The 17,746-nt window shown below is 71.2% G+C and carries 13 protein-coding genes, 1 other RNA gene and 2 pseudogenes; 6 read left to right on the top strand and 10 right to left on the bottom strand.

Translation table 11 applies throughout. The annotated features are described in order from the left end of the window. Positions 1-70: 70 nt before the first annotated feature. Positions 71-1,579 (bottom strand): alkaline phosphatase family protein, encoded by a 1,509-nt coding sequence (locus tag AC07FT_RS01395; RefSeq protein ID WP_479173023.1) that lies wholly within the window; start codon positions 1,577-1,579, stop codon positions 71-73. A 298-nt stretch (positions 1,580-1,877) separates the two neighbouring features. On the opposite strand from AC07FT_RS01395, the gene AC07FT_RS01390 reads away from it, so the two are divergent. After that, positions 1,878-3,020, top strand: coding sequence for an erythromycin esterase family protein (locus tag AC07FT_RS01390; protein ID WP_479173022.1), 1,143 nt, complete (start codon positions 1,878-1,880; stop codon positions 3,018-3,020). 16 nt (positions 3,021-3,036) lie between these two features. Here the strand turns inward: AC07FT_RS01390 and yaaA are convergent, their stop codons facing one another. The 5 genes from yaaA to AC07FT_RS01365 all read right to left on the bottom strand — a co-directional run bounded on the left by yaaA (position 3,037) and on the right by AC07FT_RS01365 (position 8,854). Then, positions 3,037-3,840 carry a peroxide stress protein YaaA gene (gene yaaA / locus AC07FT_RS01385; RefSeq protein ID WP_479173020.1) on the bottom strand — a complete coding sequence of 268 codons (804 nt, stop codon included), beginning with the start codon at positions 3,838-3,840 and terminating at the stop codon, positions 3,037-3,039. An 87-nt stretch (positions 3,841-3,927) separates the two neighbouring features. Further along, positions 3,928-5,583 (bottom strand): glycoside hydrolase family 13 protein, encoded by a 1,656-nt coding sequence (locus AC07FT_RS01380; RefSeq protein WP_479173019.1) that lies wholly within the window; start codon positions 5,581-5,583, stop codon positions 3,928-3,930. Between the two features lie 87 nt (positions 5,584-5,670). After that, positions 5,671-6,516, bottom strand: a complete 846-nt coding sequence (locus AC07FT_RS01375; protein WP_479173017.1) for a carbohydrate ABC transporter permease — start codon at positions 6,514-6,516, stop codon at positions 5,671-5,673. Beyond that, positions 6,516-7,526 (bottom strand): carbohydrate ABC transporter permease, encoded by a 1,011-nt coding sequence (locus tag AC07FT_RS01370; protein WP_479173016.1) that lies wholly within the window; start codon positions 7,524-7,526, stop codon positions 6,516-6,518. Before AC07FT_RS01370 ends, AC07FT_RS01375 begins: the two co-directional genes overlap by 1 nt. After that, positions 7,523-8,854 carry an ABC transporter substrate-binding protein gene (locus tag AC07FT_RS01365; RefSeq protein WP_471195264.1) on the bottom strand — a complete coding sequence of 444 codons (1,332 nt, stop codon included), beginning with the start codon at positions 8,852-8,854 and terminating at the stop codon, positions 7,523-7,525. Before AC07FT_RS01365 ends, AC07FT_RS01370 begins: the two co-directional genes overlap by 4 nt. A 194-nt stretch (positions 8,855-9,048) precedes the next feature. Here AC07FT_RS01365 and AC07FT_RS01360 point away from each other — a divergent pair, with 194 nt between their 5' ends. Beyond that, positions 9,049-10,338 (top strand): LacI family DNA-binding transcriptional regulator, encoded by a 1,290-nt coding sequence (locus AC07FT_RS01360; protein WP_479173014.1) that lies wholly within the window; start codon positions 9,049-9,051, stop codon positions 10,336-10,338. Here the strand turns inward: AC07FT_RS01360 and AC07FT_RS01355 are convergent. Together AC07FT_RS01355 and AC07FT_RS01350 are read right to left on the bottom strand one after the other, a co-directional pair. Then, on the bottom strand, positions 10,253-10,849 hold the full coding sequence (locus AC07FT_RS01355) for a hypothetical protein (protein WP_479173013.1): 597 nt from the start codon (positions 10,847-10,849) through the stop codon (positions 10,253-10,255). The two genes, AC07FT_RS01360 and AC07FT_RS01355, sit on opposite strands and share 86 nt — an antisense overlap. Then, positions 10,846-11,646 carry a MerR family transcriptional regulator gene (locus AC07FT_RS01350; RefSeq protein WP_479173011.1) on the bottom strand — a complete coding sequence of 267 codons (801 nt, stop codon included), beginning with the start codon at positions 11,644-11,646 and terminating at the stop codon, positions 10,846-10,848. The genes AC07FT_RS01355 and AC07FT_RS01350 overlap by 4 nt, the downstream gene beginning before the upstream one ends. 95 nt (positions 11,647-11,741) lie before the next feature. Between AC07FT_RS01350 and rnpB the strand changes: the two genes are divergently transcribed. Then, positions 11,742-12,143, top strand: an RNA gene (gene rnpB / locus AC07FT_RS01345) — RNase P RNA component class A. 341 nt (positions 12,144-12,484) lie between these two features. Here the strand turns inward: rnpB and AC07FT_RS01340 are convergent. Beyond that, complete coding sequence (locus tag AC07FT_RS01340) at positions 12,485-14,092, bottom strand: hypothetical protein (protein ID WP_479173010.1); 1,608 nt, start codon at positions 14,090-14,092, stop codon at positions 12,485-12,487. Between the two features lie 197 nt (positions 14,093-14,289). Here AC07FT_RS01340 and AC07FT_RS01335 point away from each other — a divergent pair, with 197 nt between their 5' ends. Both AC07FT_RS01335 and AC07FT_RS01330 read left to right on the top strand, forming a co-directional pair. Beyond that, positions 14,290-16,197, top strand: coding sequence for a hypothetical protein (locus tag AC07FT_RS01335; RefSeq protein WP_479173009.1), 1,908 nt, complete (start codon positions 14,290-14,292; stop codon positions 16,195-16,197). A 129-nt stretch (positions 16,198-16,326) separates the two neighbouring features. Next, positions 16,327-16,842: a GNAT family N-acetyltransferase gene (locus AC07FT_RS01330; protein ID WP_479173008.1), complete on the top strand. Its 516-nt coding sequence runs from the start codon at positions 16,327-16,329 to the stop codon at positions 16,840-16,842. 40 nt (positions 16,843-16,882) lie between these two features. Here the strand turns inward: AC07FT_RS01330 and AC07FT_RS01325 are convergent. Further along, a pseudogene (locus tag AC07FT_RS01325) lies at positions 16,883-17,122 on the bottom strand (thiopeptide-type bacteriocin biosynthesis protein); the annotation flags it as partial. 195 nt (positions 17,123-17,317) lie between these two features. On the opposite strand from AC07FT_RS01325, the pseudogene AC07FT_RS01320 reads away from it, so the two are divergent. Next, positions 17,318-17,425: pseudogene (locus tag AC07FT_RS01320) on the top strand (IS5/IS1182 family transposase); the annotation flags it as partial. Positions 17,426-17,746 lie beyond the last annotated feature (321 nt).

Here is a 17,746-nt window from a genome sequence, read left to right as displayed (position 1 = left end):
AGCTGAGACCGCCGGTCGGGCCGGGGACACCCCGGCCCGACCGGCGTCCGGCATCCGGGGCCGGGCGGGGTCAGCCCGTCACGGTCACCTGATCGACCGTCCAGAAGGCACTGTTGGTGCCGGTGTAGCGGAAGTACAGCCGGGCGGAGGTGGCACCGGCCGGTACCGCCACCGAGAGCTTCTCGGCGGTGTTGAGGTGGGACCGGTAGGACTTCAGCAGCGTCCGCGCCCCGCCGTCGAACGCGATGTACACATCGCCGGTCTGCGGACCGTCCACCCGGTAGTCCGTGGCGTAGGAGACCGTCGCCGTCCGGCCGCCCGTCACCGGGAACGCGGGGCTGTTGAGGGTGGAGTCGAACGGCCCGGCGCCGTGCGCCTTGTCGTCCCACTCGTCGGAGTCGGCGACCGCGAACACATCACGGGCCCGTACGTTGGTCTCGCGGCCCTGGCCGAGCTGGCTGTTGCTCCAGAACTCGTCGTTCGCGAAGGACCAGCCGCGCCACTCGCTCACCCCGCCGCCGGGCATGGCCGCGTTGTCGACGCTCCAGCCGGACGGGGCGGTACGCGTCCAGCCCTTGAGAGCGGCGGGCAGTCCGGTTTCGTCCACCCGGGTGCGCAGCGACGGGCGCAGCGTGTCGAAGGCGTCGGGGGTGAGCGAACCGATCGCCTTGCCGTCCAGCTTCCAGGCGGGATCGGCGGGGACGCCGAAGTGGGCCAGCACGGTGGGGGCGACATCGGAGACCTTGACGTCGTGGCGGACCGAACCCGGTGCGAAACCGGTGCCCTTGGCGATGACGAAGGTCTGCCGTTCGGCGGGGCTGCTGCCGCCGTGGCCACCGCCCGCGGTGTGGCCGTGGTCGGCGGTGACGATGATCTGCCAGTCCTCGTCCGGGTATGTGGCACGTGAGGTGACGGCCCGGAGTATCCGCCCGATCCGGCCGTCGGCGGCTTCCAGGGCATCCCGGTACTCCTGGCTCGCGGTGCCATGGCCGTGGCCCGCCTCGTCGACCTCGTCGAGGTGGACGAAGGTGGCGTCCGCGTCGGTGGACGCCAGTCTGTCCACCGCCTTCGCGGTGGTGTCCGCGTCGTCCGACCCGGCGATCCGGGTGTCCGCGGCCGGGCCGAAGACAGTGCCGGTGATGGGCTCCCAGGTGCCGACGACGAGGGTGTTCCGCTCGGGCTTCGCGGTCTCCAGACGGGTGGCGTAGTCCGGGTAGCGGGCGAAGTCGGCGCCCAGGAAGGAGTTGTCCACCACCTTGTGCTTGTCCGGCCACACTCCGGTGGCGATGGTCGACCAGCCCGGGCCGGAGAGGGTGGGGGCCATCGGGGAGGCGTAGAGGTTGCTGGTGGCGGTCGTACCGCCGGTTCTGAGGGCCGCGAGGTTCGGCATCCGCGCCGAGCCGAACGCGGCGAACGTCGCGCCGTCGACGCCGATCACCAGCGACTTGGGCCGCTTGGCGACGGTGCCCGCGGAGTCGGATCGCGCGGAGTCGGCCCGCGCGACGGAGGTGAGCGGAAGCGCTGTGGCGGCCACCGCGGCGACCGCGATGGCTGAACGCAGACAAGGGGACAGACGCACGAGATCTCCCAGGGGAAGTCCGGGCGGACAAGGGGAAGTTCGAGCCTGAGTCCGGTCGGCCCGTGCCCTGAGCATCCGCCCGGACCGCGATCGTCCTGTGCACGAGAGCCCCCCGGGAGATGAACGGCGCACGACTTCCGGCCCAGACCCGTTACCGTACCGAGATCCCGAAGTGCCGTACACCATGCGTGCACCGGGTAGTCGCGGGACCTCCCAGCGGTTGAGACTTCACGGCCCCACGGGGCGGCCATCGCACAAAAAGTCTCAACGAAGATATTCAACGATATGATTGAGGCTCATGACCCAGGAGATCCGAGACCTCATCACCCCGTCCTGCGCCCTGCTGGCGCTCGGTGAGCCGACGCACCGCGAACCGGCCTTCGGGCGGGTCCGCAACCACCTGTTCGGCCGGCTCATGGACATGGGTTTCCGGTCCATCGCCCTCGAGACCGACCGGGTGGCCGCTTTCGCCGTGAACGACTTCGTCCAGGACGGGACCGGAAGCCTGGACGCGGTGATGCGCGAGGGCTTCGCCCACGGCTTCGGCGGACTGGACGCCAACCGTGAGCTGGTCATCCGGATGCGCGTGTACAACGAACACCGGCCGCCGGAGGACCGCGTGTCCTTCCACGGCTTCGACGCCCCGCTGGAGAACGCCAGTGCGCCCAGCCCGCGCGGCTACCTCGAACACGTCCGCGACTACCTGGGATTCGACACCGACATCACACAACTGGCGGGCGAGGACACACGGTGGAGCCGCACCGAGGCGGTCATGGACCCGGCCGCGTCGCCCGGCGCCACGCCCGCGGCCGAGCGGCTGCGGGCGATCGCGGAGGAGATGCTCACCTCGCTCTCGGCGCGCGCGCCGGAGCTGGTCGCGGCGAGTTCGGCCGAGGAGTGGTCCCGCGCCAGGATCCATCTCACCGCCGCACTCGGGCTGTTGCGCTACCACCGGCAGTGCGCGCGGCCGGGCCTCGATCCGGGCACCCGGCTGTCCCGGCTGCTCGCCACCCGGGACGCGCTCATGGCCCAGAACCTCCTCGACATCCGGGAGGCCGAGGCGCCGCGCGGCCCCACCCTGGTGTTCGGCCACAACCACCACCTCCAGCCGGGCACGGCCGCGTTGCGCGCGGCGGACATGGACCTCAGCTGGTTCGGCGCCGGTGTCATCGTGGCGGCCCTGCTGGGGGAGCGGTACGCCTTCGTCGCGGGCGGTCTGGGCCGCAGCGCGGCGCTCGGGGTCGGTGAGCCCGGACCGGACACCTATGAAGGCGCCCTCCAGAGCCGCGGCACGGCCTGGGCGCTGGCGGCGGCCGCCACGCTGCCGTCCGCCCGCACCCGCGAGGACGCCACCGAGGTCATGGGGTACTACCCCCTCGACGCGCGGACCCTCGGTGAGGCGGCCGGGGTCCTGCACATCAGCGACGCCGAAGCGGTGTGAGAGGGCGGGGCGGGGGCTACAGCTCGGTGACGATCACATCGAGCGCCCACGGCCGCCCCGCCTTCTCCGGCTCCGCGGCCTCGACCACGTAGCCCAGCTCGCGCAGCGCCCCGACCAGCTCACCCGGGGTCGTGGGCGCGGCACCGGCGATCAGCAGTTCGCGGACCAGCCGTCCCTTGGTCGCCTTGTTGAAGTGGCTGACCACGGACCGCTTCTCGACACCGTCCACGACGGTGGAGTGCAGCACCCGGACCGTGGCCGTACGGTCCGCCGGCTCACCCTTGGGCTTCCAGGCCGCCGTGTACGCCGACGACCGCAGGTCCAGCACCAGACCGCGCCCGGCCGCCCGCGTGATCACCTCGGCCATCGGGGTGCGGTTGCGCCAGTACGTGCCCAGCGCGCCCAGGCCCGGCAGCTTCACCCCCATCGGGCAGCGGTAGGACGGGATGCGGTCGCCGATCCGCACGGCGCCCCACAGCCCGGAGAACACCAGCAGCGACCGGGCCGCCCGGCGCCGGGCATCGGTGGGCAGGGTGGCCAGGCCGAGCGCGTCGTAGAGCACCCCGGTGTAGATCTCCCCGGCGGGCCGGGTCCCGGCCTCCCGCAGCGCCGCGTTCTTGGCGACCTCGCCGCGCAGTCCCTCGCTGAGCCCCAGCACCTCGGCGGCCTTCGTCGCGTCGCCCGCGCACAGCGACACCAGCTCCTCCAGTACCTCCGCCCGTGCCCCGCCCAGCTCGGGCAGCGACAGCCTTTCCAGGTCCAGCGGCGACCGGGAGCCTCCCGTGGCCTTTCCCTCGGACGGCGGCAGCAGGACGAGCACGGTGGATCTCCTCGGAGGGTCGGTGGCGACGCGCGGGGCGGGGCGGGTAAGGACCGGCCCGCCCCGCCCGCAGCCTACGGCCTTCCGCTACCGCAGCCAGACCGTCGTATGCGCGGGCACCTCGTCGCCGTCGACCGGACCGCTGGCGAGCACCACCTCGCGGCCCGGTGGCAGCGGCACCGGGACCGCCGAGAGATTGCTGAGGCTGTGCCAGCCGGTGGAGCGGCGGAAGTGCAGCACCCCCGCGCTCAGCTCCTCCACCGAGCCGATCCACTCCACTCCCTCGTCGCCGCCCAGCGAACGCCGCAGCCGCAGCGCCTCGCGGTACAGCTCCAGCGTGGAGCCCGCCACGCCGTCCTGCGCCTCGACCGACAGCTCGCCGAAGACCGGTGGCTGCGGCAGCCAGGAGCCGCCCTCGCCGAAGCCGTACGACGGGCCGGACCGGGTCCACGGCAGCGGCACCCGGCAGCCGTCACGGCCCTTGACCCGGCCGCCGCTGCGCTCCCAGGTCGGGTCCTGGAGGGCCTCGCGCGGCAGATCGGCCACCTCCGGCAGGCCCAGCTCCTCGCCCTGGTACAGATACGACGAACCCGGCAGCGCCAGCATCAGCAGCGTCGCGGCGCGGGCCCGGCGCAGCCCCAGCTCGTGGTCGGCCTCCGGCTCCCGGCCGTCGGCCAGCAGCCACGCCTCCCGGCCCGCCAGGCCCAGCTCCTCCGGCAGGGCCAGCCGGGAGGCGTGCCGGATCACATCGTGGTTGGACAGCACCCAGGTGGCCGAGGCCCCGGCCTTGCGGGCGTCGCCGAGCGCGCTGTCGATGGCGGCGTGCAGCGCGGGCGCGGACGGCGGGGTGTAGAGGAAGTCGAAGTTGAACGCCTGGCCCAGCTCGTCGGGGCCGGCGTAGGGCGCGCGGCGGGAGTTGCGCACCCATGCCTCGGCCACGGCGATCCGCGGCGGGTCGTACTCGTTCATCACCTTCCGCCACTCGCGGAAGATGCCGTGCACCTCGTCGCGGTCCCAGAGCGGATGGCTGCCGTCCTCGGGCAGTTCGTCCGGGTCGTAGCCCGCCACGTCGCCGATGTCGCGCAGCGGTTCGGCCAGGTCCTTGGCCAGGCCGTGGGCGACGTCGACGCGGAACCCGGCCACCCCGCGGTCGGACCAGAAGCGCAGCGTGGTGAGGAAGTCGGCGCGCACCTCCGGATGGTCCCAGTTGAGGTCGGGCTGCTCGGGCGCGAACAGATGCAGGTACCACTGCCCGTCGGGCAGCCGGGTCCACGCCGGGCCGCCGAAGCAGGAGATCCAGTCGGTCGGCGGGAGCGCGCCGTCCGGTCCGCGGCCGTCGCGGAAGACATAGCGGTCGCGGGCGGCGGAGCCGGGGGCCGAGCGCAGCGCCTCCTGGAACCACACATGCTGGTCGGAGGTGTGGTTGGGGACGATGTCGACCATGACCTTCAGGCCGAGCCGGTCCGCCTCGGCGATCATCCGGTCGAAGTCGTCCAGGGTGCCCAGACGCGGATCGACATCGCGGTAGTCGGCCACGTCGTAGCCGCCGTCGGCGAGCGCGGAGGGATAGAACGGGCTCAGCCAGACACAGTCCACACCGAGACCGGCGAGATACGGCAGCCGGGAGGTGACACCGGGCAGGTCACCCACGCCGTCCGCGTTCGAGTCGGCGAAGCTGCGGGGGTAGATCTGGTAGAAGACGGCCTGCCGCCACCAGTTGGGGTCCGAGGGCTGAAAGGTCACGTGGTCCTCGCGGGGAAGAATGCGGGCGGGGATGCGTACGGTTCACGGATGCGGCCGGTGTGCCGCGGGCGTCAGTTCACGGCGGCGTCACCCCTTCACCGCCCCGGAGGTCATCCCGGAGATCACCGACCGCCGGAACACCAGGACGAGGATGGCGATGGGCACCGTGGCCACCATCGCACCGGCGAAGATCGTGCCGTAGGGGACGGTGTACTGGCTGCTGAACAGGGCCATGCCGACCGGCACCGTACGGAAGGAGTCCTCGCTGTTGAGGGTGAGCGCCATCAGGAACTCCGCCCAGGTGGCGGTGAAGGTGAACACCCCGGCGGTGAACAGGCCCGGCCGCGCCAGCGGCAGGATCACCGAGAGGACCGTGCGCAGCGGACCGGCGCCGTCCACCGTGGCCGCCTCCTCCAGCGCCCTGGGCACCCCCAGCAGGTAGTTGCGCAGGATCCAGATGGAGAACGGCAGGTTGAAGGCGATGTACGGGATGATCAGCCCCTGGTAGCTGTTGAGCATCCCCACCGAACGTTCCAGCAGGTACAGCGGGGTGACCACGGCGATGGCGGGGAAGACCGAGATCATCAGCAGCGCGATCATGATCGGTCCGCGGCCGCGCATCGGCAGCCGGGCCAGTGCGTAGCCCGCGAAGAAGGCCAGGGCCAGCACCACGACCGTGGACACCACGGACACCAGCGCGCTGTTGAACAGATAGCGGCCCAGGCTGTTGCCGCCGAACGCGTCCGCGTAGTTGCCGGTGGTCGGGTGCCCGGGGACGAGGGTGGGCGGGCTGGCGCTGATCTCGCCGGTGCCCTTGAAGGAGGCCGAGGCCATCCAGTACAGGGGGGCGGTGGTCAGCACCACGATGATCAGGGCGCCGATGTTGACCACGTTGACGTACCGCCGCCAGCCGCGGGTGGTCCGGTTCCTCATCATCGGCCTCCTTCGTCCACCTGGGCCCGGAAGGCGCGCAGGAAGAGCAGACAGCACCCCATGACCAGAGCCGCCGTACTGGTGGCGACGGCCGCGCCGGGCCCGATGCTGAGATTCTGGAAGAGCGTCTTGTAGCCGAGGATGGCCAGCGACTGGGTCGCCGTCCCCGGCCCGCCCTGGGTGAGCACGAACGGCAGGTCGAAGACGCCGAACGCCTGGAGGGTGCGGAACAGCACCGCGATGGCCAGGATCGGCCGCAGCTGGGGCAGGGTGACCCGCCAGAAGGTGGTCCAGGGGCCGGAGCCGTCGATCTCCGCCGCCTCGTACACGTCCTTGGGGATCTGCATCAGCCCGGCGAGCACGATGATGGCCACGAACGGGGTGGTCTTCCAGATGTCGGCCACCGCCATCGCCGCCATCGCGGGCACCGGGCGGCCGAGGATGGCGGGTTCACCGCCGCCGAGTGCCTCGATCGCCCAGGTGATCACACCGTAGGTGCCGTTGTAGAGATAGCCCCACAGCTGGGCGGCCACCACGTTGATCATCGCCCAGGGCAGCAGCAGGACGGCCAGGATCCAGCCGCGCGCCGCGCCCAGCCGCTCCAGGACCAGCGCGGCGGCGGTGCCGAGCGCCAGTTCCAGGACGACGGTGACCAGGGTGAAGCCGAGGGTGAAGACGAGCGATTCGAACCAGGCCGAACTGTGCGCCAGCGCCGCGTAGTTGTCGGTGGTGAAGCCCTCGATCCGGAAGCCGCCGTAGCTGAGGCGTACCTCGGAGAAGCTGAGCACCACCGAGAACAGGATCGGGAAGAGGGTGACGGCCGCGATCAGGGTGAGGGCGGGGGAGGCGTAGAGCCATCCGGCGCGGGCCAGACGGCGTTCGGTGGCGCCGCGGCCGGTGCCACGGCCCGTACCGCGGCGCGCTGTCCGGCCGGCGGCCTTCCCGGCCGTCCGGGCGGCGGCTCTGCTCGGTTCGCCGGTCGTGGTGCCGGTCGTGCTGGTGGTACTCACAGCGCCTTGCCCTCCAGTGCCGCGGTGATGTCGGAGCGGGCGGCCCGCAGGGCGCCGCCGACCGGTTCCGAGCCGCCGATCGCCGAATTGACCTGGGTGTAGACGGCCTTGCTGACCTGGGGGTAGTACGGCGTCTGCACGGGACGGGCGACCAGCTTCAGCCGCCGGGTGGTGGTGATGGTCGGATCGCCGGTCCTCGCCGCGGCCGGGCCGTCGAGCACGGTGTCCATCGCGGGCAGCACCCCGGCCTCGCGCAACAGCATCATCTGCGCTTCCTCCCCGGCGCAGAAGCGGGCGAAGGCGACGGCGGCGCCGAGGTTCTCCGAGTTGGGGTTGATGAAGTTGCTCCAGCCGCCGAGACAGGCGTAGCCGGAGTCCGGACGGCCCTCGAAACCGGGCCGCGGGACCACGCCCACCTTGCCCGCCACCTTGGAGGCGCCGTCGGCGTCGGACATCCCCCAGGCGTAGGCCCAGTTGCGCAGGAACACCGCCCGGCCGCCCGCGAAGGCGTCCATGGCGTCCTGTTCGGCGAAGGTGGTGACCGCCGACGGTGTCACTCCGGCGTCGACCAGCCCGCGCAGATAGCTCACGGCACGCTGTGCGGGTTCGTCGGCGACGGTGACACGTCCGGAACGGTCGAGCACACTGCCGCCCGCGTCGGCCAGGAACTCGGTCACGACGCAGGTGAGGGATTCGCTGACGGAGCCCTGCCAGACGAAGCCGTAGTCGGCGTCCCCGGCGCGCTGGATCCGCCGTGCGCCGCGCTCCAGCTCCTCCCAGGTCCTGGGCACCGGGATGCCGTGCTTGGCCAGCAGGTCCTTGCGGTAGAAGAGATAGGCCGCGTCCGTGTAGCAAGGGAACGCGTACACCTTGCCCTTGAGGCTGGACGCCTGCATCAGCGCGGGTGGATAGGGGTCCCAGAAGCTCTCGGGCACCAGCGAATCCACCGGCAGCGCCAGGTAGTTGGCGCCGAACTGGGCGGGCCAGGTGGTGTCGCCGAGATACACGTCCGGGGTCGTGGAGCCCCCGCCGATCTGGGTGGTCAGCGCCACGCGGTTGCCGTCGGTGGTGCTGAGCCCCTTCACGATCTCGACCCGGATGGTGGGGTGTTTGCGGCGGAACGCCCGGATGATGGCGGGGCGCATATCGCCCCCGTCGCGGGCGGGTATCTTCCCCGCCCACCAGCGCACGGTCACCGGTCCTTCCGGTGGCCGTTTCGCTTCGACCAGCAGGTCGTCCAGGTTGTTGGTCCCGCACGCGGTGGTGAGACCGGCGGTCATGGCGATGCTGCCAGCGCTTGCAAGCAGCGTCCTGCGGCTCAGGGCCATGCGCTCTCCTCCCGTTCCCGTCAGGGCTGCCTCTCTGACAGCGTTTGCAAGCTAGGCGGGCGGCGGGAGAGGTGTCAACGGGCGTACTGGTGAAAGTTCGAGGAGAATGCCGGTGATCTTCGAATGACAGCGTTGCCAAACTGTAGTGGCCGGGCCCTTGCCGGTGGCTTCCGGACGCGTGCTACGGTCCCGCCATGTCCGCAGCTTCCGACGGCCCTGACGGCCTCGCCGGTCCTCCACCCCCGGACCGCGCTGCCAGCGCTGCCACCGATGGTCCGGACGCCCCGGCCGGGGTGGTCGGCCCCCGGGTGCCCGGCGACACCGGCACCCCGGGCGACACCGGCACCTCCGGTGCCCTGGGCGACACCGACGGCTCCGAGAGTTCCGAGGGCTCGGGTGCCTCAGGGGGGCCGGGCGGCCACGGTGACGACGCCACCATGGCCGATGTCGCCGAGCGCGCGGGTGTCTCCGTCTCCACGGTCTCCCGGACCCTGCGCGGACTGTCGAGCGTGTCCCCGCAGACCCGCGACCGGGTCGAAAAGGCCGCCCGTGAGCTGTCGTTCGCGGTCTCGCGCAGCGCCTCCAGCCTGGTCACCGGCAAGACGCGGCGGATCGCCGTCCTCACCCCGCACCTGGACTCCTGGTTCCTCGGCAACACCATCGCCGGGGTGAGCGCGGTGCTGCGCGAGGCCGAGCTCGACCTGCTCGTCTACAGCGTCACGGACGTGACCGAACGCCGCGCGTTCTTCGACCGGTTGCCCGCCCGGCGCAACGCCGACGCGATGCTGGTGACCTGCTTCGACCTCACTCCGGAGGAGCGGACCCGGCTGGACGAGCTGGGCATGCCGGTGGTCTTCGTCAGCCAGCACGCCCCCGGGCGGCCCAGTGTGTACATCGACGACGCGGACAGCGCCCTGCGCGGGATGCGCCACCTGCTCAACCTGGGCCACCGGCGGATCGCCTTCCTCCAGTCCAGCGACAACACCGGCTTCTACTGGAGCTCCCAGGAGCGGCTGACCGGATACCGCAACGCGCTGGCGGAAGCCGGGCTGCCGTACGACGAGGAGCTGGTCCTCTACCCCGTGGCCCGCCACCGCCGCGGTATCCGCGAAGCCGTGGGCCAGCTGCTGAGCCTGCGCCATCCGCCGACCGCCGTGTTCGCCGAGTCCGACGAGGTGGCGATCGAGGTCATGGGGCTGCTGCGCTCCGCGGGCGTCGACATACCCGGCCGGATATCCATCCTCGGCTTCGACGACCACCACTTCTCCGAATGGCTGGACCTCACCACCGTGGCCCAGCCGGTGGAGGAGATCGGCCGCGCCGCCGCGGAGCTGGCCCGGTCGATCATCGACGACCCGGAGGCCGACCCGGCCCGTCACATCGTCTTCCCCACCCGGGTCATCCCGCGGGGGAGCACCGCCCCGCCCGCACCGACGGAGGCAGCGCGGCGAGAAGCCGGTCCGGCTCGTCCGCATGACACCTGACCGTATGGACCGCGGCGCTCCCGCCCCGGGGGAGTGCGGCCGTCACCGGCTCGGACAACTCGATCACCAGGCTGGTCCGTGAGCCGACGGCCAGGGTGAGCACCCCGTCCCGGGCCTCGGCCCCGTCCGCGCCGAACCGGGAGGCCCGCCGCGCCGAGGCGATCAGCTCCACCGGGATCCGCAGATCATGGCGGCGGCCGTGGCGCAGCCGCAGCACACCGGGGGAGCCGGGGGTGTCCGGCGACACCACATGGGGGTGTACGACACAGGCCGCGTGCAGCTCCAGCACCCACAGCACGGTGTACACATCGAGCACCAGGACCACGGTGTGCACCACGGGCCACGACCACAGCAGGACCGCCATCCCCACGGTCTCCACCACACACACGGAGGCCAGCGCGTACACCGTTGACCCGTTCCCCCGGGCGTAGCCGAACGCCGTGTCCCGCGCCCCGATCCCGTCCCGCCGCCGGGTCACCCACAGCGCCAGGGTCCGCATCAGCCGGATCACCGGAGACGCTCCTGGATCATCCGGATGGCCCGGCGCACGGCCTCGGCCTGGGCAGGCGCGAAATCTGCGAAGAACGCCTCCATGAAGGCGGCGCCCCCTGCCCCCGTCGCGTTCTCCCCATGCTGCTGCATCCCGGCGACGATCTCGTCCGGCAGCGCGTCCGTCAGCGCCCGCGCGGCCTCCTCCACCCGCGGATCGGCCACCTCCGCGTCGGCCAGCGCGTCCAGCAGGGCGTACACCTCGTACGCCCGCTCCATCGCGCCCGGTGTCCCGGTCATCGCGGTACGGAACAGCGCGAGCGTCCGCTCGGCGTCCTCCGGTGCCGCCGTCGTTTCCAGCAGCGCCAGGAACTCCCGCTCCCGCGCCGCCATCCGCGGTTCAGGGCCGGGCAGCGCCGCCGAGGCCCGCGCCATCTCCCCGAACAGCGCGGCCAGCCCCTCCGACACCGGTCCCTCCGCGGGCAGCCCGCCGTCCTCCGCCTGCCGCAGCAGCCCGGCCAGCCGCGCCCGCCGCTCCCGGAGCACCTCCTCCTGCCGGGCGAGATCCGCGTCCAGCTCGGCCAGCACCTCGTGCAGCTCGCGCCCGGCGTCATCGGCGATCACATCGCGCACCTCTTCGAGGCCGAGCCCCAACTCCGCCAGCCGCCGCACCCGCGCCAGCGCGATGGCGTCCCGCAGCCCGTACACCCGGTAGCCGTTCGCCCGCCGCCGTGGCTCGGGCAGCAGTCCCAGATGGTGATAGTGCCGCACGGTCCGGGTGGTGACCCCGGCCACCGTGGCCAGCTCTCCGATCCTCATGGGCCCAGTGAACACATTGACGCCACGGCAAGGTCAACGCCGCCGGCGGCGGCCGTCCACCCTCCCGCTGCGGGTAGCATGGTCGACACGGCGGACGAGCCGGCCGGGCGGTCGCGTCGGGTCCCTTCAGGGGCCCGCCGAGGAACGTCCGGGCTCCACAGGGCAGGGTGGTGGCTAACGGCCACCCGGGGTGACCCGCGGGACAGTGCCACAGAAAACAGACCGCCGGGGACCTCGGTCCTCGGTAAGGGTGAAACGGTGGTGTAAGAGACCACCAGTGCCCAGGGTGACCTGGGCAGCTAGGTAAACCCCACCCGGAGCAAGGTCAAGAGGAGCCGCCTCGGCGGCTCTGCGCGGACGATCGAGGGCTGCCCGCCCGAGTCCGCGGGTAGACCGCACGAGACCGGCGGCAACGCCGGTCCTAGATGGATGGCCGCCTCCCCGCGGGCCGCGAGGCCCGCGGGAGACAGAACCCGGCGTACAGGCCGACTCGTCCGCCTCGCCGCTCTGGCCCCCACGCGGGACCGTAATCGGTACTGTCCCGCCGTGCGGGCCCGTAACCGGGAAGTGGACGCACTTCGGCACGCGACGGACCGCCTCGTTTTCCCTGGCCCATGTGCTGTTGCTCGTTGGGCACGGCCTTTTGGCTCCGGCGGTTTCAGAAGTTGCGGCCCGCCTCCTAGGCGTTCGTCGAGAAGCCCGAGCAACGGCTGTACCGATGTTCCCCGAAGCCGTGAGAGGTTAGCGCACGAGGGCCCCCGGTGGGCCGCCGCCTGCCGCGGCGCCCCGCCGGGGGCCTTTCCCGTCGTACGGAAGGGGCAGCGTCTACGGGTGGGGCTCAGCCCCGTGTCCTGTCCCCGTTGAGCCACGTCCTATCGACGTTGGGGAAGACGGGGATTGCGTGCAGCCCGTTGAGCCAGAAGTTGCCCGCCGCCATGTCGTCCCGCGCGAGGGAGGCGGGAGCCGCGTCCCGCCGGTACTGCACGGCCTCGAAGTCAGGGTAGGAGTCGCCCGAGCGACGCACGGTAATGCCCTCCCCGGTCAGCTCCACCCTGAGGTCGGTGTCGACGGCGAAGACGGGGAGCACACTGTTCACGCCACGGATCTTCAGATGGATGCCGGATCCGTCGACACGCCTGGCGTCGATGACGTTGCGCCATTCCGCTGTGTCCTCCTTGCTCGGATCGCCCTGGCGAATGGGCCGGGCCGGGACGTCGGCGCTGAAGTCACCGTCGAGGACACCGAGTGACCTGCTGAGGGTGGTCTTGGTCGACTGGGCCACGGTGAAGGTCACCTCTCCGGTCGCTGTGTTCCAGAACATGGCCATCCGGTACCCGGCCTCGGGCTCCTTGGAATGCCCCCGATCGTCGCCGTGCAGGGTGCCGTAGGCGGCTTCCTCGGTGTGGATGAAGAAGCGGGCCATGATGATGCCGTTGTCCGGGCCCGGCTGCCCCTGGATCCGCACACGTTTGGCGCCCTTGGGCGGGGCGCTGTCGAAGCCGGTGTACTTGGCCCGCTCGTAGAACCGCTCGGACGGGCCACCGGTCATCGACCACGATGTGCCCTCCCCATCCCAGCGCAGGACATCATGGCCGTCAGGTGAGACGCCGTACACATGCTCGTCGCTGACGCCGAAGGTCAGGCCGGGGCCGCCCGCAGGCGTCCAGACGCCGGGCTCGCCGCTGTACGCCTGCAGACTGCCGTCAGCCGGGTCGGTGGCGAACAGCCCGGCGCCGCCGGCATGGAGGCTCTTCGCCGGGCCGCCGATCCGAGCCCATTCCTCTCCCTTGCCCGACCACTGGTACACGGCCGAACCGTTCGGCGCCACGCCGTAGAGGTGCTCGTCGCTGACGGCGAAGTCCGCCCCCGGCCCACCGACGCGGTCCCACGCGTACGGGGTGCCGCTGTACTTTTGGACGGCGCCGTCGCTCCGACTGGTGGCGAATAGTCCCGCCTCGCCCACGTAGATGTGTTGAGCCGCCCCGCCGATGCCCCGCCAGCTCTTGTCGCCGTCCCACTTGCGTACATAGGTGCGGTCGTCGCTCAGGCCGTACACGTCGTCGCCGGTGATGGCCAGTTCGGCGTACGCGCCGCCGACCCACGTCCAGGAGTCGGGCTCGCCGTCGTACCGCAGGACGGAGCTGCCGTCGGGGCTGATCGCGAACACCCCGGCCTTCCCCGCGTAGATGCGCTTGGCGGCTCCCCCGATCCGTTCCCACACGATGCCGTTGCCGGTGCGCTGCCACACTGAGCCCCGGTCCGCCGCCAGTGCGTACACGCCGTCCCGCCCGGTGACTGCCAGCACCCCCGCGGTGTCGGTTGCCGCCGGGGACGACGCCTCCTGGCCAGCTTGCTCGTCTGCGAGGGACGGCGTGGCGGTGAGGAGGCCCAGGGCCAGCACAGCGGCCAGCAGCACACCCAGGCGGCGGACGAGTGCGACCACCACGGAGGGATGATGACGCGGGAAAAACCGGATCCCAGCAGTGCTCGCGCCGGACGCGATGACGCCGATGCGGCGCGGAACCGCAGGGGGTTTGCGGAGTCCGGACTTCCGGGGCCGGACTCGGGAGAGAGGACGGGTCACGGGTTGCTCCAGGGTTTGTCTGGGAAGTGCTGGAGCTCCCACGGTGTGACCTGGTCTGATTGTCCATCAACAGCGGTTTCGTATGCCTGCAGGTGATGTGCTTGCACGCGGCGGACAACGCGGACAACTACGGGGGGTCCACGGTGGCGAAGGCTGGACGTCCGCAGGGCGGGCTCAAGGGGCAGACCGATCAGGCGAACGCGTTAGCGGTGTTCGTGCGCGAGCTGACGAAGGAATTCACGGTCCGCGAGCTCGCCGAGCGGTACAAGATCAGTAAGACGAGCTGGGGCGAGTACCGTGCCGGCACCAAGACGATCCACCTGCACCTGCTCAAGCGCCTGGTCGACGATGTGGTCCGCGATGAACGCACCCGCACCGTGCGGTGGGAACAGGCCCAGCGACTCCATGCCCAGGCCACCGCCGCCCTGCAACCCCCGCCTCTTGCGCAGCCGGCGCACCTCGGCGAGGAGGTCACTCCGCTCCAGGCGGCAGCCCAGGCGTCCGCGACGCTCGAGGACGCTGAGCGTCTTGTCCACATCCTGCTCGGCGTCATCGCCGGTCTGCAGATGCAAGACCCCCCGACCGCTTCCACCGACCCCGCCGCCGCGGGCCCTTCCGTCCCGGACCCCGCGGTGGCCGCGGACCCGGCACCCGGTCAGGTCGCCGGATACCTGCGCGAAGCGCACGACCGGCTGGACCAGATCCGCATGATCCACACCACGGTCAGCGGCGTATGGGACCAAGTGACTGCAGATGAATCGGCCACCGGTGCGGTACCTGGCACCACCTCCGCCCTGGAAGGCACCGCACCCACCCATGGCACCGGCGCTCTCCTGCCCGTCCACAACGCACAGGCCTCACACGAGGCCGCTACCGTGCTCGCCGTCTCCCGCGCAGCGCTGGCCGAGCAGTACGCCGCGGTCCGGCTGCTCACCGCCCGGTCCGTAGGCGCGGACACCGCCCTCGTCGCCGCCACCCCACCCGCCACAGAGCAGCCCGCCGCCCCGCCGCGCGAGCGGCCGCACCGGAGGCCCACCCTCGCGGTCGTGGCGGTCGCGGTTGCGCTCACCGCCGTCGCCACGAGCGCAGCCGTCGTCACCACTCTGAACATGCGCGACGCCAATCACCCCCCCAACAAACAGGCCCACCAGCCCCTGCCCGCCACCGCGACCCCGGGCACCTTCCCGCCGAGCCCCTCTCTGTCCGCATCCCGCTCGCCTTCCTCCAGCTCCTCAGCAAGCCCCACCTCATCACCTCGGGCCCGCAACACCGCCAGCACGACGTCCGTGCCAGACACCTTCATCGGCACATGGGAAGGCGAATTCAACGAGCCCGGCGAAGGCGCAGCCACCCTGCGCCGGCTCGTGATCCACAAAGGCCCCGTCGGTAGCCAGATCGCCGACATCCTGACCTCCTCGACCAACGCCCTCTGCCAGTCGAAGGGCACCCTCATCACTACCGGCACACACCTCGTCCTCGCACCAGAACCCGTCACCACCATCCCCGACAACCTCTGCACCACCACCGGCCACCTCACCCTCCGGCACCGAAGCAAAGCCACCCTCACCCTCGAGACCGCAGGAACCACCTTCAAACTCCACCGCGCCACCCCCACAACCCAGACCATCCCCATCCCCTACCTGGGAACCTGGCAAGCCCAGGACGGCAACGACCCCACCTCCTCCGTCCGCCTCACCATCCATCAGGGAACCCCGGGCCATGCCCGTGCCGAGTTCGCCTGGGACGGGGATGCCCACCACTGCCGAGGCTTCTCCGTACTCGCATCCGTCGACAGCACACTGCGGTTCGGCCCGGAAACCGTCACCTCCTCCGAACCAGACGACTTCTGCACCCAGACCCCGACACGCGTCATGTACCGGCCGCAAGGAAACACGATGCACGTGCAGTGGATCGCGCCCGCCAACGGCGCAGCACCCCGGTCGTTCACCTTCACCCGGACCAACTGACACAGGCCCACCGCCCACGCGAGGAGGGCCGGTACGCGGCACCCCTCGTTTTGGCGCGCCATCAAGGCCACCGCCAAGCACGCGGGCCTCCCGCAGAAGAAGCTCGGCCCGCACTCCCTCAAGCACAGTATGATCACCCACGCGTACGACCGGCCCGGCGCCCGCCTGGAGAGAATCCAGCACTTGGGCCGACCACAAGGATCCGCGGGCGACGCAGCGGTACAACCAGCGCCGCGGCGTGCTCGAGGGAAGCCCCGCGTACGACGTGGCCGTGTCCATGGCCGAGGAGCTGGAGGGCCCGTAGCGATGCCGTTCGACCCCGAGCGTCCCGCCCCACCAGACGGGATGAAGCACCGCACCGCCCACGGCTACATCATCGCCGGACCTGACGACCAAGGATGCTGCGTGATCCACGAAATGTGGGTCGCCCCTGGGAAGCGCGGCACCGGCGAAGGGCGCGCTCTGGTGGAGTCCGTCCGTACGTGGGCGCGTACTGAGGGACCGTGGCCGCTCGTGGTCCACTGCTCGCCCGGCAATGAAGGTGGCCGGGCCTTCTACGAGGCCCTTGGCATGCGGGCTGTCGCCATCGTTTACCAGGATGACCTGGACGGTCGGCCCACCCGCAGCTCTTCCCGACCGCGGTAGTGCGAACGGTCTGCCGCGCGGTCTGCTCAGCCCTTAACAGGGTGTGGGCGATGGTCATGCTGGTGTCGCCACCGAACGCCGCGGTCTCGGGTTCATGGATGCCGGGCCACCAGCGCTGGACTTGCCCGCTGGCGGTGAGTTCGTCCAGCGTGTCGGCCAGCGTCCGGGGGAGCTGCGTCCCAGGGGCTGGGAGTAATCGCATCCGCCAGCACGGGTGCTTACGGATGAACCACCAGCCCGTGATCAGCCCGTCCTGTTGGGTCAGGTCCAGAACGGGGGCGAGGCGGTCGGTTGCTCACCGCTCGGCCCACCAGCCGACATGACCTGAGTGAACCGACCGGGGCGAAGAATCACGCCGGCCCGGTCCTGCCAGCCATCGATCCCGAGATCGTGACCCGCTTGCGGGGTACCGTCTACGCCCATCTCGGGCTGCCCTGACAACGCGAGATGACGCGGATAAGGCAAAGGGCCGCCCGGACCTGCGGAATGCAGCCCCCGCTACGAGCGCTCCCGCAACTACTTGGCCTTTCTCGGACTCGCCGCAGCCATCTGCTGCTACAAGCGACTCGTCCGCCTCACCACATGGGACACGGTCTCAAGGCCAAGGACGACTTCTTCATCACCTTGTACCGGGCCGCCACCGAGGTCCGGTTCACCGGGGTCGGGCCGGACCACCGAGGTCACCGAGCCCAGCGACGACCCCCGCGGGATGCTGAACGCCGCGAGGCGTACCTACTGCTGGTTGTCGGCCGCCAACCCCGCCCGGGCGCTGGTGGTCGAGTCGGGCGCCTGCCCGGCGATCCCCAAGGTACGGGCCGAGTGCCTCACGGCGTGGACCAAGCTGATGGAAGGCTGGTCAGCAGGTTGCTGCGACGCTGCTCAGCAATACAACGGCGCTGCTCAC

The organism is Streptomyces sp. NPDC045899 (genome assembly GCF_056431485.1).
Note: the sequence above shows the minus strand (reverse complement) of the source record. Positions and strands in the feature narration are given on the sequence as shown.